The organism is Phreatobacter sp., from assembly GCF_051860605.1.
In the GTDB taxonomy this organism is placed as follows: Bacteria; Pseudomonadota; Alphaproteobacteria; order Rhizobiales; family Phreatobacteraceae; genus Phreatobacter.
Map to the genome: position 1 here is coordinate 271,705 of NZ_JBHYDR010000006.1, position 22,126 is coordinate 293,830.

At 67.5% G+C, this 22,126-nt stretch carries 24 protein-coding genes; 9 read left to right on the forward strand and 15 right to left on the reverse strand.

Features of this window, described 5'->3' with window-relative positions:
- Window positions 1–15: 15 nt before the first annotated feature.
- The 3 genes from ACTIFS_RS12995 to ACTIFS_RS13005 form a co-directional block, all read right to left on the reverse strand.
- Window positions 16–519 (reverse strand): YbjN domain-containing protein, encoded by a 504-nt coding sequence (locus ACTIFS_RS12995; RefSeq protein ID WP_439574530.1) that lies wholly within the window; start codon window positions 517–519, stop codon window positions 16–18.
- A 588-nt stretch (window positions 520–1,107) separates the two neighbouring features.
- The gene (locus ACTIFS_RS13000; RefSeq protein ID WP_439574531.1) at window positions 1,108–3,156 is read right to left on the reverse strand and encodes an elongation factor G; all 2,049 of its coding nucleotides are present in this window, start codon (window positions 3,154–3,156) and stop codon (window positions 1,108–1,110) included.
- 167 nt (window positions 3,157–3,323) lie between these two features.
- Complete coding sequence (locus ACTIFS_RS13005; RefSeq protein ID WP_439574532.1) at window positions 3,324–3,491, reverse strand: hypothetical protein; 168 nt, start codon at window positions 3,489–3,491, stop codon at window positions 3,324–3,326.
- Window positions 3,492–3,744: 253 nt separating this feature from the next.
- Here ACTIFS_RS13005 and ACTIFS_RS13010 point away from each other — a divergent pair, with 253 nt between their 5' ends.
- A complete protein-coding gene (locus ACTIFS_RS13010) occupies window positions 3,745–4,056 on the forward strand; it encodes a hypothetical protein (RefSeq protein WP_439574533.1) in 312 nt (103 codons plus the stop codon).
- A gap of 82 nt (window positions 4,057–4,138) precedes the next feature.
- A complete protein-coding gene (locus ACTIFS_RS13015) occupies window positions 4,139–5,257 on the forward strand; it encodes a PQQ-dependent sugar dehydrogenase (protein ID WP_439574534.1) in 1,119 nt (372 codons plus the stop codon).
- Between the two features lie 5 nt (window positions 5,258–5,262).
- Here the strand turns inward: ACTIFS_RS13015 and ACTIFS_RS13020 are convergent, their stop codons facing one another.
- The 3 genes from ACTIFS_RS13020 to ACTIFS_RS13030 all read right to left on the reverse strand — a co-directional run bounded on the left by ACTIFS_RS13020 (window position 5,263) and on the right by ACTIFS_RS13030 (window position 6,805).
- Window positions 5,263–6,021: a class I SAM-dependent methyltransferase gene (locus ACTIFS_RS13020; protein ID WP_439574535.1), complete on the reverse strand. Its 759-nt coding sequence runs from the start codon at window positions 6,019–6,021 to the stop codon at window positions 5,263–5,265.
- On the reverse strand, window positions 6,018–6,377 hold the full coding sequence (locus tag ACTIFS_RS13025) for a DMT family protein (RefSeq protein WP_439574536.1): 360 nt from the start codon (window positions 6,375–6,377) through the stop codon (window positions 6,018–6,020). Before ACTIFS_RS13025 ends, ACTIFS_RS13020 begins: the two co-directional genes overlap by 4 nt.
- A gap of 164 nt (window positions 6,378–6,541) precedes the next feature.
- Window positions 6,542–6,805 carry a SemiSWEET family sugar transporter gene (locus ACTIFS_RS13030; RefSeq protein WP_439574537.1) on the reverse strand — a complete coding sequence of 88 codons (264 nt, stop codon included), beginning with the start codon at window positions 6,803–6,805 and terminating at the stop codon, window positions 6,542–6,544.
- Window positions 6,806–6,916: 111 nt separating this feature from the next.
- Here ACTIFS_RS13030 and msrP point away from each other — a divergent pair, with 111 nt between their 5' ends.
- The 3 genes from msrP (at window position 6,917) to ACTIFS_RS13045 (ending at window position 8,856) form a co-directional block, all read left to right on the forward strand.
- Window positions 6,917–7,888 (forward strand): protein-methionine-sulfoxide reductase catalytic subunit MsrP, encoded by a 972-nt coding sequence (msrP, locus tag ACTIFS_RS13035; RefSeq protein ID WP_439574538.1) that lies wholly within the window; start codon window positions 6,917–6,919, stop codon window positions 7,886–7,888.
- A gap of 155 nt (window positions 7,889–8,043) precedes the next feature.
- Window positions 8,044–8,406: a septal ring lytic transglycosylase RlpA family protein gene (locus ACTIFS_RS13040; RefSeq protein WP_439574539.1), complete on the forward strand. Its 363-nt coding sequence runs from the start codon at window positions 8,044–8,046 to the stop codon at window positions 8,404–8,406.
- Window positions 8,407–8,562: 156 nt separating this feature from the next.
- The gene (locus ACTIFS_RS13045; protein ID WP_439574540.1) at window positions 8,563–8,856 is read left to right on the forward strand and encodes a hypothetical protein; all 294 of its coding nucleotides are present in this window, start codon (window positions 8,563–8,565) and stop codon (window positions 8,854–8,856) included.
- A 173-nt stretch (window positions 8,857–9,029) separates the two neighbouring features.
- On the opposite strand, the gene carA is transcribed toward ACTIFS_RS13045, so the two are convergent.
- Window positions 9,030–10,241, reverse strand: coding sequence for a glutamine-hydrolyzing carbamoyl-phosphate synthase small subunit (gene carA, locus ACTIFS_RS13050; RefSeq protein ID WP_439574541.1), 1,212 nt, complete (start codon window positions 10,239–10,241; stop codon window positions 9,030–9,032).
- Between the two features lie 248 nt (window positions 10,242–10,489).
- Here carA and ACTIFS_RS13055 point away from each other — a divergent pair, with 248 nt between their 5' ends.
- Window positions 10,490–10,945 carry a GatB/YqeY domain-containing protein gene (locus tag ACTIFS_RS13055; protein ID WP_439574542.1) on the forward strand — a complete coding sequence of 152 codons (456 nt, stop codon included), beginning with the start codon at window positions 10,490–10,492 and terminating at the stop codon, window positions 10,943–10,945.
- An 11-nt stretch (window positions 10,946–10,956) separates the two neighbouring features.
- Window positions 10,957–11,424 (forward strand): DUF2214 domain-containing protein, encoded by a 468-nt coding sequence (locus ACTIFS_RS13060; protein WP_439574543.1) that lies wholly within the window; start codon window positions 10,957–10,959, stop codon window positions 11,422–11,424.
- 5 nt (window positions 11,425–11,429) lie between these two features.
- On the opposite strand, the gene ACTIFS_RS13065 is transcribed toward ACTIFS_RS13060, so the two are convergent.
- The gene (locus ACTIFS_RS13065) at window positions 11,430–11,795 is read right to left on the reverse strand and encodes a DUF6152 family protein (protein WP_439574544.1); all 366 of its coding nucleotides are present in this window, start codon (window positions 11,793–11,795) and stop codon (window positions 11,430–11,432) included.
- Window positions 11,796–11,902: 107 nt separating this feature from the next.
- Window positions 11,903–12,868 (reverse strand): YiiG family protein, encoded by a 966-nt coding sequence (locus ACTIFS_RS13070; RefSeq protein ID WP_439574545.1) that lies wholly within the window; start codon window positions 12,866–12,868, stop codon window positions 11,903–11,905.
- 256 nt (window positions 12,869–13,124) lie between these two features.
- Here ACTIFS_RS13070 and ACTIFS_RS13075 point away from each other — a divergent pair, with 256 nt between their 5' ends.
- A complete protein-coding gene (locus ACTIFS_RS13075; protein WP_439574546.1) occupies window positions 13,125–13,292 on the forward strand; it encodes a Flp family type IVb pilin in 168 nt (55 codons plus the stop codon).
- 122 nt (window positions 13,293–13,414) lie between these two features.
- Here ACTIFS_RS13075 and greA read toward each other — a convergent pair whose 3' ends face one another.
- From greA to ACTIFS_RS13105, 6 genes are all read right to left on the reverse strand, one after another.
- Entirely contained in the window at window positions 13,415–13,888 is a 474-nt protein-coding gene (gene greA / locus ACTIFS_RS13080; RefSeq protein ID WP_439574547.1) for a transcription elongation factor GreA, read from the reverse strand.
- A 111-nt stretch (window positions 13,889–13,999) separates the two neighbouring features.
- A complete protein-coding gene (gene carB / locus ACTIFS_RS13085; protein ID WP_439574548.1) occupies window positions 14,000–17,323 on the reverse strand; it encodes a carbamoyl-phosphate synthase large subunit in 3,324 nt (1,107 codons plus the stop codon).
- A 228-nt stretch (window positions 17,324–17,551) separates the two neighbouring features.
- A complete protein-coding gene (locus ACTIFS_RS13090) occupies window positions 17,552–18,340 on the reverse strand; it encodes an SGNH/GDSL hydrolase family protein (protein ID WP_439574549.1) in 789 nt (262 codons plus the stop codon).
- Window positions 18,337–19,548 (reverse strand): OpgC family protein, encoded by a 1,212-nt coding sequence (locus tag ACTIFS_RS13095; RefSeq protein ID WP_439574550.1) that lies wholly within the window; start codon window positions 19,546–19,548, stop codon window positions 18,337–18,339. The genes ACTIFS_RS13090 and ACTIFS_RS13095 overlap by 4 nt, the downstream gene beginning before the upstream one ends.
- A 123-nt stretch (window positions 19,549–19,671) precedes the next feature.
- Window positions 19,672–20,589 carry an alpha/beta fold hydrolase gene (locus ACTIFS_RS13100; protein WP_439574551.1) on the reverse strand — a complete coding sequence of 306 codons (918 nt, stop codon included), beginning with the start codon at window positions 20,587–20,589 and terminating at the stop codon, window positions 19,672–19,674.
- Between the two features lie 114 nt (window positions 20,590–20,703).
- Window positions 20,704–21,183, reverse strand: coding sequence for an Lrp/AsnC family transcriptional regulator (locus ACTIFS_RS13105; RefSeq protein ID WP_439574552.1), 480 nt, complete (start codon window positions 21,181–21,183; stop codon window positions 20,704–20,706).
- A gap of 267 nt (window positions 21,184–21,450) precedes the next feature.
- Between ACTIFS_RS13105 and ACTIFS_RS13110 the strand changes: the two genes are divergently transcribed.
- Window positions 21,451–22,089 carry a 2OG-Fe(II) oxygenase gene (locus ACTIFS_RS13110; protein ID WP_439574553.1) on the forward strand — a complete coding sequence of 213 codons (639 nt, stop codon included), beginning with the start codon at window positions 21,451–21,453 and terminating at the stop codon, window positions 22,087–22,089.
- Window positions 22,090–22,126: the final 37 nt, after the last annotated feature.

Consider the following 22,126-nt stretch of genomic DNA (forward strand, 5'->3'; position numbering starts at 1 on the left):
GTCACGCCCTGCCCGTCACGCCTCTCCGGCGGTCTCGAACAGAGCGGAATCCATGGCCTCGCGTGCCGACTTGCCGGCCCACACGACGAACTGGAAAGCCTGGTAATAGCGGTCGCAGGCCTCGACCGCCGCGTCGAGCTGGGCCTCGCACTGCCGGCCCGAAGCTTCCGCCCCGCCCGCCAGAAGCAGGCCATGGCGGAACATGACGACGCCCTCGCGCGGCCACAGGTCGAGATGCCCGATCCAGAGCTGCTCGTTGATCAGCTGGATCAGGTCCTTGACCTCCTGCAACCGCGGCTCCGGCACCTTCAGGTCGAAGGCGCAGGCCAGATGGAGCGATTCAATATCGTCCATCCAGGTGAAGGAGGCGTGGTAGTCAGACCATCGGCCATTGATCGAAAGGGTGATCTCGTCATCCCCTGCGCGGTCGAACGACCACTCGTTGAGGGCCGCGAGATCTTCGACCAGATCGACCGGGTTGTTCTGCCGGCCAGCAGTATCGACATCGATCAAGGACATTCCGCCCCCGTGCGGTTCGCTCGGTTGTCGGACAGACGCGACGTGACGCAACCGGACTGACGGGACCGAACGGACGCAGCCGGCAAGACGCCGGCAACCGTTTGATTCGTCTATCCGAATCGGTCGCCACCAAGAAACTATCCCAGGACGGCGGCGCTGCCTACTGACCCGACAAGCGATCTTGGATTCGTCACCGAACCGCAACCCGGCTGTTGCATTTGTCCACACCGGGCGACGCAGCGGCAGGTCGTCGGGCGCCGTGCGGCCCGCCCGCCCTGACCGTGTCGCGACCTGCCGATACAGGGTGCGAGCACAGATTTTGGGCATGCTGCCGAGGCGTGCGGCAGGGGAAATCCAGCCATGCAGCCCTTCCGGTTGTGCGCTGCACACGAAACGTCCATATCACTCAGGTCGATGGCTTTTGCAGATCACTCCCTCCCTGTGGTTTTGCGCGTCGCTGTCGGCGTTCCCCTCTGGAAGGCGGCCTTGCGGCGGTTCCGTCGGTTGGCCGAAACTCAATAGGCCGGGCACATTGCCCGGCCTTTTTTCTGTCCGCACCGACCATTGTCTGAAGCGCGCGATGCGGCCTCAGGCGGCCGCGCGCGCCTGCACGATCCTGTCGGCCTCGCGGCCCGTCAGTTCGGCCAGATGGTCGAAGCGCGAGGTGAAGAAGCCGACCCCGGCGGTTGCCGAGCGGATCTCCACGATCAGGTCGCCGATCTCGGTGGCCGGCAGCAGCGCCGCCACCACGTCCCAGCCCGGCCAGCCATCGCGCGCATCGAAGCCGAGGATCTGCCCCCGTCGCCCGGACACGATGGCGTTGATGCGCGCCGTGGCATCGGACGGCACGGCGATCTCCACGCGGTGGATCGGCTCCAGCAGGACCGGATGGCAGGCGGGCAGCGCATCCTGGATGGCGATCCGGCCAGCCTGCTGGAACGCCATGTCGGATGAATCCACCGTGTGATAGCTGCCATCCGTCAGCGTCACGCCGACATCGACCACGGGAAAGCCCAGCGGGCCGCGCTTCAGCGCCTCCGCGATGCCGTGCTCGGCCGCCGGAATATACTGCTTCGGCACGACGCCGCCGGTGATCGTGTCGTTGAACACGAAGCCGGCGCCGCGCTCCAGCGGCCGGACGTCGATCACGATATCGCCGAACTGACCATGGCCGCCGGACTGCTTGCGGTGGCGCCCGCGCACGCCCGTCACGGCCTTCTTGATCGTCTCCCGGTAGCCGATGGTGGGCCTGGCCTGCTCGACCTGCACGCCGTAGCGATTGCCGAGCTTGGCGACCGCCACGCGCAGGTGCATCTCGCCCTGGCCCGAGAGCACAATCTCCGATGTCTCGCCGTGATGCTCGACCGTCAGCGAGGGGTCCTCGTCGGTGAGCTTGGCCAGGGCGAGGCCCAGCTTGACGTCGTCCTTGCGGTCCTTGGCCCTGAGGGCCACGGACAGCACGGGCTGCGGCGCCGCGCCCTCGGCGAGACGTGCAGGCGCTGCCTTGGCCGTCGTGATGGTCTCGCCCGTCGCCACATGGTCGAGCTTGCCGAGGGCGATGGTGTCGCCGGCTTTCGCCTCGCGCAGCTTCTCCGTCGCCGGGCCGAACAGTTTGAACAGGCCCGAGGTCCGCTCGGCCTGGCCGGCAGCACCGGTCAGCACGGCACCGTCCTGCAACGTGCCCGACAGGATGCGGGCGATCGACAGCTTGCCGCCATGGGCCGTGTGAACGGATTTCATGACGTGAGCCATGGGCTCGCTGCCCGAAAGGCCGAGCCGTTCCACGGTGTGTTCGACGGGCGGCACGTCGTGGCGCAGCGTCTTGAGCAGGCGCAGCACCCCGTTGGTGCGGGTCGCCGAGCCGAACAGGACCGGGACGACATGGCCGTCGCTGAGCTCCCGGCCGAGATCGTCGAACACCCGGTCGCGCGGCGGCTCCAGATCGGAGAGCAGGGTCTCCATCAGTTCGTCGTCGTGGTCGGCCAGCGTCTCCAGCATGGAGAAGCGCGCTTCCTTCTCGCGGTCGAGATCCTCGCCGCCGAGCGGAACCACCTCCGAGGCCGCGTGCTCGCGATAGACGAAGGCCCGCTCCAGCGCGAGATCCACGAAACCGGTGACGATGCCATTGGCCCAGATCGGAATCTGGCGGAGCAGCAGCGGCACGCGCGAGGCCGGGCGCAGCACCTGCAGCGTCTCGCGGATGCGCTTGTCGGCCTTGTCGATCTTGTTGATGAACAGGATGCGCGGAATGCCGCGCTCCTCCAGTTCGCGCAGGATCACGGTCAGGCCCGGAATCTTCTTCTCGTCCGCCTCGCAGACCACCACCGCGGCGTCCACCGCGGGCAGCACCGCACGCATCTCGTTGAGGAAATCGACCGAGCCGGGACAGTCGATGAACGTGTAGCTGTCGCCCATGAAGGTGGTGGTCGCGGCGCCCGCCTCGACGCTCATCTTGAACTGGCGCGCCTCCTGGCTGGCGTCCGAGACCGTCGTTCCGGTCTCCACCGAGCCCATGCGCTGGATGGCGCCGGTCCGTTCGAGAATGGCCTCGAGCAGCGTCGTCTTGCCGCTCTGGAACGGGCCCACCAGCGCGATGCACCGGGGACCCGCCTGTCGTCTGCCGCCTGCTTCACCCATGTCGTCATCCCCTCGCGATCGGGGCCCGGGCGAGAAGGACAACCCGGAAGTGACCGGACAAACGGAGGGTCTTGTTGAGGGACCTCACGCAGGCGTGATCGTCTGCCCTTAGGCGGCCGGGCGCAAGGGACCCGTCTCGCAGCGCAGCGAAGGGCGGTCGCGGGGTCTCAGCGGCTGGCGGGACGGCGGCTGGCGCTGCCGGTGACGATGTTGTCGTCCGCGGCCTGGCCACGGCCGGCGTGCTGTTGCTCGCCAAGCCGGCTGGAGCCCTGGTCGGCCGTGTTGGCGATGAGCACGCTGACTGCGGCGATCACGAACAGGATCCAGCGGGACATGACAGGTCTCGGCGCGGCGTCGGGACCTTGAGCATCGCGCGGCAGGGTTAAGGAGCCGTTCACGCACTGCGCCCCGTTCACACAAACGACAGCAGGCACTGCCAGTTTCTCACACAGTCTTGATCGCCTGCCGCATTCTCGCCGCGAGATTTCGTCGGGACGTCATTGTTTGGCGATGCCGCGCACCCAATCTTCTCGGCTAGATGACGTTTCAGGTCATCCGTTTGCGTCAACCCGTCTGGAGTTGTCGTCCATGCAGCGTGCATCCCATCAGTTCCGGTCAAGACCCTCGCGGCGCGGCTTTCCGCTTGCCTATCCGCGCGTGTCCACCATCGTCTCCGCCGGCGTCGTCGTGGCCCTTCTGCTGGCGCTTCTGGTGGCTGGACTGTCCCTGACGGCCGAGCTTGCCGATCCCGCCATCCGCGAGGAGGGTGCCGATCCCGAGACGCTGGTCCTCTCGGGCACCGTTATCGGGCTGATCGTCGTCTTCGCCGCCATCCTATTTGCCATGCTGCGCCGCTTCGCCGGATCCGGCCGGCGCGGCGGACCGGCCTACCCGGCCTGAGCGGAGGCCACGCAACGATCCGCCAGCCGGGCCGTGCAGCCGTCAGGGCCCCTCCCGACCCCCGATACGGAGCCGCTGCACCGTGAGAGCCCTGATCGCCGCCCTGCTCGCGCTTGTCGCGGCGCCCGTCCTGATCCTGCCCGCTTCCGCCCAGTCCGCCTCCCCCTTCGAGGTGCGCACGGTTGCGCGCGGGCTGGAACATCCCTGGGGAATTGCCTTCCTCCCGGACGGTCGCATCCTGGTGACCGAGCGCCCCGGTCGCCTGCGGCTCGTCACAGCCGACGGTCGCGTCTCGCCGGCGCTCGCCGGCGTTCCGGCCGTCCACGCGGTCGGCCAGGGTGGCCTGCTCGGCATCGCGGTCGATCCCGACTTCGACCGGAACCGCTTCATCTATCTGAGCCTCGCCGAACGCCGCGCCAACGGTGCCAATGCCACGGCGGTGTTCAGGGGCCGGCTGAATGCCGCCGCCACGGGTCTCGAGGCGGGCCGCATCATCTGGCGGCAGGAGCCGGCCTTCGTCAGCCGCCACCATTTCGGCTCGCGGCTGGTGTTCGACCGCGCGGGCCTGCTCTATGTGACCACGGGCGACCGCTTCCAGCAGGCCATGGAGGCGCAGAACCCCGCCAACACCATCGCCAAGGTCGTGCGCATCACCCGTGACGGAGAACCGGCGCCCGGCAATCCGGGCGGGGCGTGGAACCCGGCCGTCTTCGCCATCGGCCTGCGCAATTCCCAGGGCGCTGCCCTGCATCCGCAGACCGGAGAACTCTGGGTCTCGAACCACGGGCCGCGCGGCGGCGACGGGCTCTACCCGATCCGGGCCGGGCGGAACTATGGCTGGCCGCTGATCTCCTGGGGCACGCATTATGACGGCCGGCCGGTGAACGAGGGGCTGCGCGAGCGTCGGGGGCTGGAACAGCCGAGCGTCCACTGGACGCCGTCCATCGCGCCGTCCGGACTGGTCTTCTACACCGGCGACCTGTTCCCGTCCTGGCGCGGCAATCTGTTCTCCGGCGCGCTGGCCGGCCAGATGCTGGTCAGGATGGAACTGGACGGCGACAGGGTCGTGAGGCAGGAGCGCCTGCTCGCCGATCTCGGCAAACGGTTCCGCGACGTGCAGCAGGGGCCGGACGGGGCGATCTGGCTGATCTCCGATGCCGCCGACGGCGAGTTGCTTCGCCTCGCGCCGCGCGGACGCTGACCGCCCTACACGTCCGCGATGCGGGGATTGGGCGTCAGCACCACGCAGTGATGGCCCATGGCGTCGCCGCCGAGCACGAAATGCTGGTCGCGGAACGTCTCCATCAGATCGTTCTCGTAGAGCCTGACCGCATCGGCGCGGCAGATCAGGAATTTTGGCGCGGCGACGATGTCCTCCCGGTCGATGACGCACATCAGGCGCATGTCGGCATGGCGCTTCAGGTAGGCATGGACCGTCACGACGAGGAACGGGTAGCCGGGATGCAGCATGTCGTCGAGGCACAGCAAGCCTTGCGGATGCAGCGTCGCATGGGCGAGTTCGAGGTCATGGGCGAGCGCCTCGGGTGAATGGTCGCCATCGATGTGGATGAAACGCAGCGGGCGGCGGCCGGTCAGGCCGCGAAAATCGGGAAGGCTGAGCTTGCCGGTGTCGAAGGGTCGCGGCGTGAAGCGCCCGTCGGCGAGGCCGCAGCGCGCCGCATTGGCAAGCAGCCGGTCCATGACCTGATCGTCGGGCCAGGTGAACAGGTCGAAGCCATAGGCATGTTCGCCCTCCGCCAGTGCCAGGCCCATGGCGATGAAGAAGCGCCCTTCGAAGGTCCCGATCTCGGCGACATCGCCGCGGATGCCCATCTCGCTCTGACGGCGCATGAGGTGGCCGCAGATGGTCGCGGAGAAGCGTGAGGACATGCCGCGCACCGTCTCGAAACCGGCGCCCAGATAGCGGTCGACGGCGGCGATGCCGCTGGCAAAGGCGTTGCTCATGCCGTTTTTCCCTGGAAGACGAAGAAGGCGCCGGCGGCGATCAAGGCAAAGCCGATACCATGGTTCCAGGTCAGTTGCTCCTTCAGGACGAAGACCGAGAAGCCGGCGAACACCACCAGCGTGATGACCTCCTGCATCGTCTTCAGTTCGGCGGCGCTGTAGACCTGATGGCCGATGCGATTGGCCGGCACGGCGAGACAATATTCGACGAAAGCGATGCCCCAGCTGGCCAGCACCACCAGCACGAGCGGAACAGCCTTGAACTTCAGGTGGCCATACCAGGCCAGCGTCATGAACACGTTGGAGGCGACGAGCAGCAGGACGGGCAGCACGAAGGGCGACGACAGGGCGGCCATGGGGGTCTCCGGAAGGGCATGCCTTGGCTAGCATGGCTGCCGGGCCCGGGCATCAGGCCAGCCCCCTGCCGAGCGCCACCGTTTCAGGCGACAGCGCACCTGTCGCCGGGCCGCCACAGGTTGTGCGCCACGGCCTGCAATGCGTGCTCGGCCAGTGCCATGCCTCACCCGTAGCGCAGTTTCAGAACGACGATGGTGAGCTGAAGCGCCAGCGTCACCGTATTCGCCAGAATGAGCGGCAGGTCCCCCTGCAGGAAGCCATAGACGAGCCACAGCAGGATGCCGAAGGTGAAGGCGCCATAGGCAGATAGCGAGATGGCCTTCGTCTCCCGCGTGCGGATGATGCGGATCGCCTGCGGCAGCCAGCAGACCGTTGTAACGAATGCGGCGGCCAGACCGATATAGGCAGTGACGGATTGCGGGACCATGGGGGTTTCCGGCACGCGGCAAGGAACGGGCAGTGCCCGACTCGCTGCAGCGTGATTTGGCCTCGGGCGCCGTGCTCTATAAGCCTTGTACAGGACCGATGGGAGACCGTGATGCTGATCCGATCGAAGCGCGGCTGGGAACTGCCGGAAAGCGCCGTGACCCCTGAACCGCTCTATCTGTCCCGCCGTGGACTGATCGGCGGAGCCGCAGGCCTTGCCGCCATCTCTGCCACCGTTCCGGCCGCCCCGGCTCTGGCCCAGGCGGCGCCCGCCACCGACCCGACCGCCGACCTCTATCCCGCGCGCCGCAACGCCAGCTACACGGTCGAGCGGCCGCTGACCGCCGAGGACGTCGCGGCCAACTACAACAATTTCTACGAGTTCGGCACGTCCAAGCGCGTCGCGCGCGCAGCGCAGGCGCTGCCGATCCGCCCGTGGTCGGTGGTGATCGACGGCCTGGTCGAGAAGCCGCAGACCATCGACATCGACAGCCTCATCCGCCGCATGCCGCTCGAGGAGCGGGTCTATCGCTTCCGCTGCGTGGAGGCCTGGGCCATGACGGTTCCCTGGACGGGATTCCCGATCAAGGCGCTGATGGACATGGTCCAGCCGCTGGGCTCGGCGAAATTCGTGCGCATGGAGACGTTCGGTGCGCAGCCCTGGGCGCCGGGCATGCGTTCGCCCTGGTATTCATGGCCCTATGTCGAGGGCCTCACGATCGACGAGGCGGCCCACGACCTGTCGATCCTCGTCACGGGCATCTACGGCAAGCCGGCACCGCGCCAGCACGGCGCACCGCTCCGGCTCATCGTTCCGTGGAAATACGGGTTCAAGGCCGTGAAATCGATCGTGCGCATCTCGTTCACGTCCGAGCGGCCGGTGTCGTTCTGGGAGCGGCTGCAGGGCGGAGAATATGGCTTCTGGGCCAATGTGAACCCGGCCGTCGCCCATCCGCGCTGGAGCCAGGCGACCGAGGAACTGATCGGCGGCGGCGGCCGGGTGCCCACGCAGATCTACAACGGCTATGGCGAATATGTCGCCCCGCTCTACAAGGACCGGCAGAACGAACGGCTCTGGGCCTGAGCGGGCCTCAACCGACCGCATTCTCGTCCCATTTCGCGCCTAGGCGGGATCATCCCGCTGCCGTGCCGCGTTCCAGACCGGCACGGCCCACCCACCCGCCGGGGCCATCCGCGCAAGCGGCCGGCCGGCGCGAGCGACGGACGAGCCTTCACACGATGGACATTCCGATCCGCATGGCGGCGCTTGGCGCCGTGGTCATGGCCTTCTCGCCCCTCGCCGCACCCGGCACCGCCCGCGCGGCCGAGACGGTCGGCATGGCCTCCTGGTATCAGCTGCCAGGCCGCACGGCCTGCGGCTCCCGCCACAATCCGGAAGCGATGACGGCCGCCCACCGCACCCTGCCCTGCGGGTCGAAGGTGAAGGTGACCAATCTCGCCAATGGCCGCTCGGCGGTCGTCACCATCGTCGACCGCGGCCCCTTCACCCGCGGCCGCATCATCGATGTCTCGCGCGGCGTGGCGCGCGAGATCGGTCTCATCCAGCGCGGGGTCGGCCGCGTCCGGGTGGCGCGGCACTGACGCGCCGGGTCAGCAAGGTTTCAGGCCGGAAGGACGCACGACATCCCGCAACACAGGCCAGCCACCCGGCCGGCCTAGAAGCCCCGCCATCCGCGGGGCCGGGCCGGCAATGCAGCCGGCAACGCCGCGGTCCATCCTCCTGAACAGGACCAGCGCATGACCCGACGCCTTCTCGCCGCCGCCTTCCTTCTCGCCACTGGCGCCGCCATGGCGCAGGACACCGGGGTTCCCGCCTGCGACAGCTTCCTGCGTGACTACGAGGCCTGCGTCAGCGGCCAGGTGCCGGAAGCCCAGCGCCCGACCTTCCGCCAGGCGCTGGACCAGTCCCGCGCGACCCTCCGCCAGGCCGCCACCGACCCGCAGACGCGCGCTCAATTGGAGACCATGTGCCAGCAGCAGAAGGTTGGCATGTCGCAGGCGCTCCAGCCGTTCGGCTGCCGCTTCAACTGACGTGACTTCCGTGCCGCGGCAACCCACGGCCGCGGCACAACAAACCATTCAACTGATTGATCGTGTTCAACTTTCCAGGACGTGCGGCTTGCCCGGAGCGGCCGCCCGGTCTCCACCGCGCCTGTGGATAACGTGGATAAGTCGATAAGGCAGCGAGGCGTCAGGCGGCCGGTTCAGGCCGCCCTGGCCTTTTCCATCAGCGCCACGAACCGGTCGAACAGGTAGTGGCTGTCCATCGGGCCGGGGCTGGCCTCCGGGTGGTACTGCACCGAGAAGGCGGGCCGGTCGGTCAGCGCGATGCCGGCATTGGAGCCGTCGAACAGGCTGATATGGGTCGGGCGGGCATTGGCCGGGAGCGAGGCCTCGTCCACGGCGAAACCGTGGTTCATCGAGGTGATCTCCACCTTGCCGGTGTCCATGTCCTTCACGGGATGGTTCGCGCCGTGATGACCCTGGTGCATCTTCATGGTTTTCGCGCCCACCGCGAGGCCGAGCATCTGGTGGCCGAGGCAGATGCCGAAGGTCGGGATCTGCCTGTCCAGCACCGCCCGGATCACCGGCACGGCATAGGTGCCGGTCGCCGCCGGATCGCCCGGCCCGTTCGACAGGAAGACGCCGTCCGGCTTCAGCGCCAGCACATCCTCGGCCGTGGCACTGGCCGGCACCACCGTCACCTTGCAGCCGGCATTGGCCAGCAGGCGCAGGATGTTGCGCTTGACGCCATAGTCCAGCGCGACGACGTGGAAACGCGGCTCGCCCGCCTCGCCATAGCCCTCGTTCCACTCCCAGACCGTCTCCGACCAGGGATAGCGCTGCTGCGAGGTGACGCCCGGAACGAGATCCAGCCCGTCCATCAGCGGCAGGCCGGCCGCGCGGCGCTTCAGCGCCTCGATGTCGAACTCGCCGGTCAGCGAATGGGCGATGACCGCATTGGGCATGCCTTTCTCGCGGATCAGCGCGGTCAGCGCGCGCGTGTCGATGCCGGCAAGGCCGACAATGCCGCGGCGCTTCAGCCAGAGGTCGAAATGGCCGCCCGACCGATAGTTCGAAGGGTCGGTGATCGGCGCCTTCAGCACCACGCCGCGCACGCCGGATGCCGAGGCCATGTTGACGGTTTCGATATCCTCGTCATTGGCGCCGACATTGCCGATATGGGGAAACGTGAAGGTGATGATCTGGCCGGCATAGGAGGGATCGGTGAGGATCTCCTGGTAGCCGGTCATCGCCGTGTTGAAGCAGACCTCGCCATCGGCCGCGCCATCGGCGCCAAGGCCCTGGCCCTCGATGACGGTTCCATCCGCCAGCACCAGAAGTGCGGTCGGCTTGTCCTCGGTCCAGCCGTCGGCTGCGGCCGCGTGGCCGGCATGATCTTGAGAAGCGCTCATGGTTCGTCTATCAGGCTCGGGTCAAGCGCACCGGACGAAGGCCCGAATGCCCCGCGGGACGGGCATCGACCGCGCGCGCGCACCGGGCTCGCCCCGGCGCGGGATCAGTCCGGACAGTTACGTGCTACCGGGCCTGCCGTCAACCCTGCGCGGGGACATTATATTCAAGATAAATCAGAGGCTTGCGCCTCTCGGGTAAGCTGTTTCCGCCGCCGGCGGAGCGTTTCCCCTCCTGGTGGAGAACGATCATGCTGCGCGACCGGTTCACGAGCGACATGAAGGAGGCGATGAAGGCCGGCGACAAGCCGCGACTTGCCACCGTCCGCCTGATCCAGGCCGCCCTGAAGGACAGGGACATCGAGGCGCGCGGCGCCGGCAAGGGCCCCCTGTCCGACGACGAGATCCTGCAACTGCTCCAGAAGATGGTGAAGCAGCGCCAGGAGAGCGCGCGCATGTATGCCGATGGCGGCCGGCCGGAACTGGCCGACCAGGAGAATGGCGAGATCGCCGTGATCGCCGCCTATATGCCGAAGCAGATGGACGACGCCGAGGCGAAGGCCGCCATTGCCGCCGTGATCGCGGATACCGGCGCCGCCGGCATCAAGGACATGGGCAAGGTGATGGGCGAACTGAAGGCCCGCTTTGCCGGCCAGATGGACTTCGGCAAGGCGAGCCCACTGGTCAAGCACTTGCTGGGCGGCTGAGCGCGGCCGGCGTGGAGACGCTTGGGGCGCTCCTGTCCGGTCTCGGCGCGATCACGGGCGTTGCCCTGTCCTCGCCTCGCTATGCCGCGGTCTCCGCACTGCACATTGCCGGCATCGCCTTTCTGATCGGCGGCATCGTGCTGGTCGATCTGCGCCTGGTCGGGCTGGTCAGGTCGCTCGACACGGCAGCCGTGCGCCTGCTGCGGCGGCTGGCACGAAGCGGCGCGGTGCTGGCGATCGCCACCGGCATCGTCCTCGTCTCGGCGCGACCTGACGAGTACCTGGCCAATCGGGTGTTTCTCGCCAAGCTGGCGGTGATCGCGCTGGCGCTCGCCAATGCCGCCCTGTTCGAGTGGCTGGCCCGCCGACGGTCCCTGCAGACCGTCCTTGACAGCAGCGCCGGCCGCCTGGCCGGAGCGCTGTCGCTGGTGCTGTGGCCGGCGGCCCTTGCCCTCGGCCGCTGGATCGCCTTCGTCTGACCGGCTCAGCGCAATTGCACGCGACGGCCTTCGACCTCCACCCATTCGGCCCGGAAGACCTGCGGGTTGCCGCGGTTCTGGTAAGCATAGACGCGCACCGTCTTGCCGGCGGCGATATCCTCCGGCGACAGGCCCCTCGCCTGCATGCGCGATGTCGGCGACAACTCGATGGTCAGTTCCTGCCCGTCCCTGACCATGAACAGCGTACCGTGAGGGTTGGCATAGGTGGAGCGCGCCACCACCCCCGTGAAGTCGAGCACCTTCGATCGGTCGAAGCCGCCCCAGCCGTGGTGAGCCGCAACCCCTGCCGGCAGGACGGCGACGCCGAAGGTTGCAATTCCGGCGATGAGGATCTGGCGTCTGGTCGTCATCGGTTGCTCCCCGTTCGATCGGACTGGCGACCATGAAATGGCAAAAGCGCCCTTGCGGCCATGGTCCGGCGCTCAACCCTTCGTGAGAGCCTGACGTTCCTTCGCCGTCACCGGCGCATCCGCGACATGGACATGGCGGTCCCCGCGAGCGACACCAGCATGTTGTAGTTGTTGACCAGCCAGGTCGCCTCGTTGCCGACCCGGCGGATGTCACCGCGGCTGCGGCCAAGCTTCTGGCGGAACTCGCGCAGGCTTCCGAGCCAGGAACTGGCGCGCCCCTCGAACATCGACAGGCCCTGCGGATCGCGCTCCTTGTATCGGTCGATCTCGCGGATCGCCGCCGAGTAGCCGGCAATGGCCTCGTCGAGAGCCGCCATGTCCACCTGACGCTGGCCGCGCGGCGGCAGCGCATTGATCACCGCCCGCGCCTGGATCATCGTGTTGCGGATCTGCCAGCGCGCCGACCGGCCCTCCCGCGCCTCGATATCCGCCAGTTCGCGCAGGTCGAGATCGGCCCGCATGGCCCGCATCTGGCCTTCGAGGGCAGCGCGGGCCGCCAGGAACTCCTGGGCGGCCGGCACCATCTGCTCATGCAGCGCCCGCCCCTCGGCCATGCGGTCGTCGCGGTAATCCTGCCGGTCGTAATAACGCTCGGCGCGGGTGATGAGCGGGGCCAGCGCCTCATAGGCCAGGATGTAGCGGCCGACCGCCTCGTCGAGCGCGGGACGCTCGGGCGGGCTGACCATGGCCTGCCGGGCGGCCGCCAGTTCACGCGTCACGTCGTAGAGGCTGTAGAGACCGTAGCTGATGTAGCGCTCGCGCCCGGTCGGGCCCCGGCGCATGTCCACCCAGCTCGCATAGCGCTGCCAGGACTCCACCGCGCGCAGCGTCCGGTTCATCAGCCCCGTATAGGCATTGACCTTGCCGATCTCCGCCGCGAGCGCGGGGTCCTGCTGGACGGCCGGCGCCGGCTGCGCGCGCGCCGGCATGGGCGTGACGGCCGCGACTGCGAAAAATCCGATTGCAGCGGCCGCAAGGCCTGAACGCAACGAGGCGTGAAACGTCATGGTCATCTGTCCATTTTTCCGTCGCCCACCAGTCAGAACGTCATGAACGGGCAGGCAGATCAAGGGATGGATGCCTTCCGGGGCCTCTCCAGAATCGTTTATCTTTGTTTCAATTTGTCGATGAACAAAGCGTCAAACCGCCCGGGCAATTTCCGGGCTTCACTTTACGGTTCCTCCAGAGGGGCTTGCTAGGCTCTGTCCCGGATAGTCGAACGGCTACCACCGTGGACACGGTTCGCAACAGACACCGATGGAGTTCCCCATGAAGGCCCTTCTCTCCCGCTTCGCCAATGACAATTCCGGCGCCACCGCCATCGAGTACGGCCTGATCGCCGCCGGCATCGCCGCCGTGATCATCCTCGCCGTCAACACGCTCGGCGGCTCGGTCAACACCGCCTTCCAGACGGTCAACACCAACATGGCCCGCTGACTCGAATGCGGCCCCTTCGGGGGCGCGCTTCTGCGGCATGAAAAAGGCGCGGCCCACGGCCGCGCCTTTGTCGTTTCGGATGGTGTGCCGACCAGCGGGCGCTCGCCCGACCCGGAACGCGGTCAGACCCAGCGGACTTCCAGAACCTCGTAGCTCTGCGCCCCTTTGGGCGTGTTCACCTCGACCGAGGTGCCGGCCTTCTTGCCGATCAGCGCACGCGCCAGCGGCGAGGAGATCGAGATGCGGCCGGCCTTGGCGTCGGCCTCGCTGTCGCCGACGATCTGCCAGACCCGCTCTTCCTCGGTATCCTCGTTCACCAGCTTGACGGTGGCGCCGAACTTGACGGTCTCGCCGGACAGCTTGGTCACGTCGATCACCTCTGCCCGCGCGATCAGGCTCTCCAGCTCGGCGACCCGGCCCTCATTGAGCGACTGCTGTTCCTTGGCCGAATGGTATTCGGCATTTTCCGACAGGTCTCCATGCGAACGGGCCTCGGAGATGGCCGCGATGATGCGCGGACGTTCCACCTGCTGGCGCTCCTTCAACTCGGCTTCGAGCTTGGCGAAGCCGGCGATGGTCATCGGAACCTTTTCCATGATGCTCGCCCTGACCTTTCGATAAAGAAAAAGGCGCCGCGTGCCGAGGACGCCGGCCGCGCGGAACCCAACCTCTGAATTTGCAACCGCCCTGCCCGGGCGGGGGCCCGATCAGGCGAAGTAGCTCTGCAGCGCCCGGACCTCAAGGTCACCTTCAAGGTAGGCCCTGATGCCCTGCGCAGCCGCGATCGCTCCAGCAAGAGTGGTGTAGTAGGGCACCTTCTGCAAGAGGGCGGCGCGGCGCAGCGAGCGCGAGTCGGACAGCGCCTGGGCGCCTTCGGTTGTGTTGAACACCAGCTGCACCTCGCCGTTCTTGATTGCGTCGACGATGTGCGGCCGGCCTTCGAGCACCTTGTTGATCTTGCCGCAGGGAATGCCCTGCTCGGCCAGATAACGCTGGTTGCCGGAGGTGGCGATGATCTTGAACCCCAGCGTATGCAGCATGCGCACCGAATCCAGGATGCGCGCCTTGTCGTCGTCGCGCACCGAGACGAACACCGTGCCGGAGGTCGGCACGATGGTGCCGGCGCCGAGCTGGCTCTTGGCAAAGGCGGTGGCAAACGAACGGTCGAGGCCCATGACCTCTCCGGTCGACTTCATCTCCGGTCCGAGCAGCACATCGACGCCGGGGAAGCGGGCGAAGGGGAAGACGGCTTCCTTGACGCCCATATGCCCGAGCGTCGGCGTCGTCAGGCCGAAGGAGGCAAGGCTCTCGCCCGCCATGATGCGCGAGGCGATCTTGGCGATCGGCTGGCCGACCACCTTGGCGACGAAGGGCACCGTGCGGGAAGCCCGCGGATTGACCTCCAGCACATAGATCGCGCCGTCCTTGATGGCGAACTGCACGTTCATCAGCCCGCCGACGTCGAGCGCCAGCGCCAGCGCCTTCGTCTGGCGCTCCAGTTCCTCCAGCATGGCGGGCGAGAGCGAATAGGGCGGCAGCGAGCAGGCGGAATCGCCCGAATGGATGCCGGCCTCCTCGATATGCTCCATGATCCCGGCGACGAAGGACGTCTTGCCGTCGGCAAGGCAGTCCACGTCCACCTCGATGGCATCCGACAGATAGCGGTCGAACAGCAGCGGGTTCTTGCCCAGCACCGTGTTGATCTGGCCGGTCTTGTCGTTCGGATAGCGGGCCTTGACGTCGGCCGGCACCAGTTCGGGCAGCGTGCCGAGAAGGTAGTCGCCGAGCTGCCCCTCCTCGCGGATGATCTGCATGGCGCGGCCGCCCAGCACGTAGGACGGGCGCACCACCAGCGGATAGCCGAGTTCGCCGGCGATCAGGCGGGCCTGCTCGACCGAATAGGCGATGCCGTTCTTCGGCTGCTTCAGCCCGAGCTTGTCGAGCAGTCGCTTGAACCGGTCGCGGTCCTCGGCCAGGTCGATCGCATCGGGCGAGGTGCCGAGGATCGGGATCTTCGCCTCCTCCAGCGCCCGGGCGAGCTTCAGCGGCGTCTGGCCGCCGAACTGGACGATGACGCCCTTCAGCGTGCCGTTGGTCTGCTCGCGCTCCAGGATCTCGATCACGTCCTCGGCGGTCAGGCTCTCGAAATAGAGCCGGTCGGAGGTGTCGTAGTCGGTCGAGACCGTCTCCGGATTGCAATTGACCATGATGGTCTCGTAGCCCGCATCGGAGAGCGCGAAACAGGCATGGCAGCAGCAATAGTCGAACTCGATACCCTGACCGATGCGGTTCGGGCCGCCGCCGAGGATGACCACCTTCTCGCGGTCGGATGGCCGGGCCTCGTCCGCCAGCGCGCCGGCAAAAGGCTCCTCGTAGGTCGAGTACATGTAGGCGGTGGGGGAGGCGAACTCGGCCGCGCAGGTGTCGATGCGCTTGTAGGCGGGCCGGACGCCCAGCGACCGGCGGGCCTCTGCCACCTCCGCCTCGCTGCGGTCGGTGAGGACGGCAAGCCGCGCGTCGGAAAAGCCCATCGCCTTCAGCTTGCGGAAGACGCCCGCCGTCTGCGGCAGGCCCCGCGTCCGGATGGCGGCCTCCATGTCGACGATGCCGCGGATCTGGTCGAGGAACCAGGGGTCGATCCGGCAATAGGTGTGAATCTCGGCATTGGACACGCCAAGCCGCATGGCCTGGGCGACCTTCAGCAGCCGGTCCGGCGTCGGCGTGCCGATGGCGGCGCGGATGGCGTTCTTGTCGTCGCCCTTGCCGAGGCCCTCGATTTCGATCTCGTCGAGGCCGGTCAGCCCGGTCTCGAGGCCGCGCATGGCCTTCTGCAGCGATTCCTGAAAGGTGCGCCCGATGGCCATGACCTCGCCGACCGACTTCATCGAGGTGGTCAGCACCGGGTCGGCGCCGGGGAACTTCTCGAAGGCGAAGCGCGGCACCTTGGTGACGATGTAGTCGATGGTCGGCTCGAACGAGGCAGGCGTCGCCCCGCCGGTAATGTCGTTCCTGACCTCGTCGAGCGTGTAGCCGACCGCAAGCTTGGCCGCGACCTTGGCGATCGGGAACCCCGTCGCCTTCGAGGCAAGGGCCGAGGAGCGCGACACGCGCGGGTTCATCTCGATGACGACCAGGCGGCCGTCGGCCGGGTTGACCGCGAACTGCACGTTCGAGCCGCCCGTCTCGACGCCGATCTCGCGCAGCACGCGGATCGAGGCGTCGCGCATGATCTGGTATTCCTTGTCGGTCAGCGTCAGCGCCGGGGCGATCGTGATCGAATCGCCGGTGTGAACGCCCATCGGATCGACGTTCTCGATGGAGCAGACGATGATCGCGTTGTCCGCCGTGTCGCGGACAACCTCCATCTCGAACTCCTTCCAGCCCAGCACCGATTCCTCGACCAGCACCTCGGTGGTCGGCGAGGCATCCAGCCCCCGCTCGACGATCTCGATGAATTCGGCCTTGTTGTAGGCAATGCCGCCGCCGGTGCCGCCGAGCGTGAACGAGGGGCGGATGATGGCCGGCAGGCCGATATCGTCGAGCACGTCCAGCGCCGCACCCAGCGACTGCACGACATGGCTCTTGGGCGTCGCAAGCCCGATCTTGGTCATGGCCTGGCGGAACCGCTCGCGGTTCTCCGCCTTGTCGATGGCGTCGGCCTTGGCGCCGATCATCTCGACGTCGAACTGCTTGAGCACGCCCATGGATTCAAGCTTGAGCGCCGTGTTCAGCGCGGTCTGGCCACCCATGGTGGGCAGCAGCGCGAAGCCGCCGGGAACCGCGTAGCGCTCCTTCTCGATGATCTTGGCGACGATCTCCGGGGTGATCGGCTCGATATAGGTCGCGTGGGCCAGATCGGGATCGGTCATGATCGTCGCCGGGTTCGAATTGACCAGGACGATCCGGTAGCCCTCCTCCTTCAGCGCCTTGACCGCCTGCGTGCCCGAATAGTCGAACTCGCAGGCCTGGCCGATGACGATCGGGCCGGCGCCGATGATGAGGATGGAGGCGATGTCGGTGCGTTTCGGCATGGGTCTCCGGCCTTTTTCAGGCTGGTTTGTCGGTCGTCCGGATCAGGCGGCGCAAAAAAAGAGGCCGGACCCCCAAAGAGCCAGCCCCGCGCAACCGCATACCCCGGACCGTGGGTCGCGTGATTGAGGTGCCCTATAGACGGCTTTGCCGGGGATGGGAAGCCGCCTGCGGCAGGCCTGCCGGTCGGTGTGGATGACGCGGGTGGCGAGACGGTTGCGCGCCTGCGCTCAGCGCATCTGGACGGCGCGCGGCGACAGGATTTCCGCAAGCGAGCGGGCGAGATTCATGCCGAGGCAGAAATAGCCCGAATCGACCGCGTGACCGGCTTCGCCGGTCCCGACGATCTCGTCCTGCCGGAGCCGGCCATCGGCCAGCAGCACGCCAAGCAGGGCGAAGCGCCGGAACACGGGCGTTCCCGTTTCCAGCGCCACCGCATGAAGGGCGGCCTGGTAATCGGCATAGACGGGGTAGCGCTCCATCTGCCGCAGCGGCTGCATGTCCATCAGCACCACATCGACGCCGGCCTCGCGCAGGCGCGCGATGCCCTTGCGCAGGATGCGCTTGAAGCGCTCGATCCCCACGTCGTGGATGGCATCGTTCACGCCGGTCTGCCAGATGACCAGACGAGGCTCCTCGGACAGCACGTCATCGTCGAGCCGCATATACATCTGGTGGGCCGAATTGCTGGCGACCCCGGCATTGACCACCCTGAGGACATGGCCGGGCAGCAGGCGCGACAGCTCGGTTTCGAGAACACCCGGATAGGACGCGGCCTCGGAGGAGGCGCCGGCTCCCAGCGTGGAGGTCGAGCCGAGCGTCACGATTGTCAGGACACGGCCCTCGGCAACGGCCGCACGCGAGCGCGGCAGGTCCTGATGGATGCGCCTGACCTCGGCACCGGCATCGCAACGCGCAAGCGCCTCCGGCGCCGGACGGGCGCCCGGCGCAAAGGCCTGAGCCGCCGGGCCAAGACTGAGCGCGGCGGCCAGGAACAGAGCGGTAAGGCAGCGGATCAAGCGGTCTTCACCTCTTCCATGCCGCTGGCGACGGGGGCGGGAGCCGGCCGCGGCGCCTTGGTCGAGATGTCACGATACCACTGGAACATGCGTCCTGCACCCAGCAGCACGACGATCCCGGTGACGTTGACGACAACCTGCATCAGCGGGCCGCGGCCGATCTCGAAGAAGGCGAACGTGCCGATCATCGACAGGATCACGCCGAGGCAGAACAGCGGCAGCGAGTGGCGCCCGGCCTCCTCGAGCAGGCGGAACAGGCCGCGCTTCAGCCAGGCCGCATCGAAGGCGACGAACCGCGCCATCAGATAGGCAACTGCCAGAGCATGGCTGAACCGCCAGAGGGACAGATTGGCCTTGTCCAGTTCCAGGCGCCAGGCATCGGGGAGGACCATCGACTCGAGTCCGGAAATGACCGACCAGGGAGCCTGGGTGACGAGGCCGATGGCAAGCAGCGCCACCGCGCCGACAACCAGCCAGTGCGAACGCGGCAGCGCCACGCCATTGAGCGTCGCATGGCCGGCAACCAGACCGACCGTGAACAGGAGCTGCCAGGCGAAGGGATTGAAGAACCACGAGCCACCCGTGGCGAAATTGGGCAGCGCAAGCTGCAGCCCCCACGCCAGACCATAGAGGCCGGCAGAGGCGCCGATGGCCGCGACCGGCGCCGTCCGCGCCAGCAGCCAGATTGCCGGCATCATCGCCAGCAGGACGACATAGAGCGGCAGGATGTCGAGGTAGTTGGGCAGGAAGGTCAGCGTGGCGATCCGCAGGATCGTGTTCGCCGGGTCCTGGAAGAACGGCAGGATCGACACATGCTCGTAGTAGAGCGGGTTGCCGAACCGAACCGCCATGAAGGCCACCGCCACAGCCATGAACACGAACAGGGCGAGATGCGCCGTGTAAAGCTTCCAGATACGCGCCACCACGGGTGCGCCGCCGGCCACCAGCCCCTTGCGGTCGATCGCAGGGCCATAGGCGAGCGCGGCCGAGAAGCCGGCCAGCAGAACGAAATATTCGGCTGCATCCGAGAAGCCCAGCGCCATGGGCGTGACCATCGAAACGGCATTTCCGGCAACATGGTCGATGAAGATGATGATGAGGGCGAGACCGCGGAACACGTCGATGCGCGCATCGCGGTCAGGCCGCCCCTGCGCCCCGGCCGGCAGGGTGCCGAAAAACCAGCTGGAAAGCGAAGTCTGTTGGGTCATGGATCTCGTCAAAATCGTTGCGGGCCGCTTTGGCCCCACCACCTCGGCAACGATTATTGAACAGAATAGTTCATTTCGTGCTGCGGCGCACGCGACCGCCGGTCACGACTCGGCGATCAATGGTCACGCCGCCGTGAGAGCCTCCTCAAGGGCCGCCCGCAGCACGTCCGGCCGCTCCATGGGGAGGAAATGGGTTGTGCCGGGCAGGCTCTCGGCGGCGACGTTCGGTGCGATGCGGCGAACGCGATCGGCGCCGCCATGGACGGTCGAGCCCTCGCCGGCCGACAACAGACGGACCGGCATGGCGAGGCGCTTCAGCGCGGCCCAGGAATTGTGCCGGTGCGAGCGGAACGAGGCTGCCTCCCAGGCGGGCGCGCAGGCCAACCGCACGCCTTCCGGATCCTCAATGAAGCCGCCCTCGACATAGCCTTCGAGGAAGCCGGGCTGCCAGGTCGAGAAGGCCCGTCGGGTCCGATAGGATTCGAGAGCGTCCGCGCGGCTGGCAAAGACCGGCCGCCGCTTGCCCGCGCCGACCGACAGCGGCGAGGCCTCCGACTGCTTGCGGCCCGCGTGCGTGAACAGCGACAGCCGGAAATCCCGGGACATCAGGACCGGATCGGCGAGAACCAGGCGCTTCACCGCCCGCGGACGCTGGGATGCGGCAAGGATCGAGGCCGTCGCCCCCATCGAGTGCCCCGCCAGGACCACCGGCCGGGCGCCAGCCGCCGCCCGCCGGTCCAGCAGGGTGATGAGGTCGCGTGCATAGGGCCACCAGTCCTCGAGCTCGGACGGCTCGGCCGGCAGGCGTGTGAAGCCGTGCCCGCGCTGGTCGAGCGCCAATACCCTCCAGCGGCCGCCGAGCGGCGCGACCAGCGGACGATAGGTCGCGGCGTTGAAGCCGTTGGCATGGAGGAACAGGAGGTCGGGCTCGCCCTCCTGCGACCCGAAGCGCAGGCCCGACATCGTGCCGTGGGGCATGGCGAGCGTGACCCGCCGGCCCTCGTCCGCCTGATGCTGACCATCGCTTGCCGGAGCACTCATGCCTGCCATCCCGCTGCCATCCGGGCGGCAATCTAGGCGAGCCGTCATGCCCGACGACATCCCCCATCAGGCAGGCGCCCGGCTGCCATGACGGGTGCAGGGGCGGAGCGCTGGTCAGTCCGCCGGCGGCGCATCCATTGGCACGATGGGCTCGTCCTTGACCTGCGTCAGGGTCAGGACCGTGCGGACATTGCGGACATTGGGAATGGCGACGAGCTCGCCGACGAAGGTCTGGAAGCTGGCCAGGTCCGGTGCCACGCATTTCATCACGAAATCGAAATCGCCCGAGACCGTATGGCACTCGCGGATCTCGGGCCAGGCGCGTACGCGCGCCACGAAGGCGTTCAGGTCGGCCTCGGCCTGGCTGGCCAGATGCACCATGGCGAAGACCGTGACCCCGTAGCCGAGCTTGTCGGCGGCGACCAGCGCCCGATAGCCGCGGATGACGCCCATCTCCTCAAGCGCGCGCACGCGCCTGAGGCAGGGCGGCGCGGATATGCCGACCCTGCTCGCCAGCTCGACATTGGTCATCCGGCCGTCGGCCTGGAGTTCCTTGAGGATTTTCCAATCGATGGCATCGAGCCGGGCCTTCACGGCAGCCTCACTGTCGGGGGTTCGCTCACACCGCGGCAGATCCGGCCCCGGCAGGTCGGCCGGTGCAATGCAGCACCGGATGCCAGCCGATAGCGCAGCCCGCCCCCGCCAGCAACAATATTTCTCATGCAGGTCGCCATGCGCAACGTCCGGTCCGCCTCTTGCGATTGCCCCGCCTGCACGCAGACGCCCGCGTGGACATTGCCAGCCGCCCCACCTATGTCGCATTTTCAGGCACGATGCGGCGCCACCGGACGCGAGGCCATCATGAGCTATATCGACATCGACCGCCTGCGCGCGGCGACGCTTCAGACCGACCCTTATGACTTCGTGGTGATCCCGAACTTCGTGAAGGCGGATCGCCTGAAGGACATCCTAGCCGACTATCCCGACGTCCCCGGCCCCGGCTCGCATCCCCCCTCGGTGCTCGACATCCGCGGCAATTTCCACGGCCTGATGGCCGAGCTCGACCAGGAGCCCTTCCGCAAGGCGGTCGAGGAGAAGTTCGGCGTCGATCTCGCCGGCCGGCCGACCATGTACACCGTGCGCGGCTTCACGCGCGCCACAGACGGCAAGATCCACACCGATTCCGAGACCAAGATCATCACCGTCCTGCTCTACATGAACGACGACTGGGATGCGGATGGCGGGCGCCTGCGCGTCCTGCGCAACGGCACGGACCTGAACGACTATGCCGCCGAAATTCCCCCGAATGGCGGAACGCTGCTGATCTTCCGCCGGTCGGACCGCTCCTGGCACGGGCACGAGCCCTTCGCCGGCAAGCGCCGCGCCATCCAGATGAACTGGGTGACGACCCAGGCGGTGGTGGACCACGAGCAGGGGCGCCACGCACGCTCCTCGCGGTTCAAGAAGCTGATCCGCTTCATCACCGGCAAGGCTGCCTGAGATTTGGGCGGCAGATGGTCACATCGGCGCGAGCGAT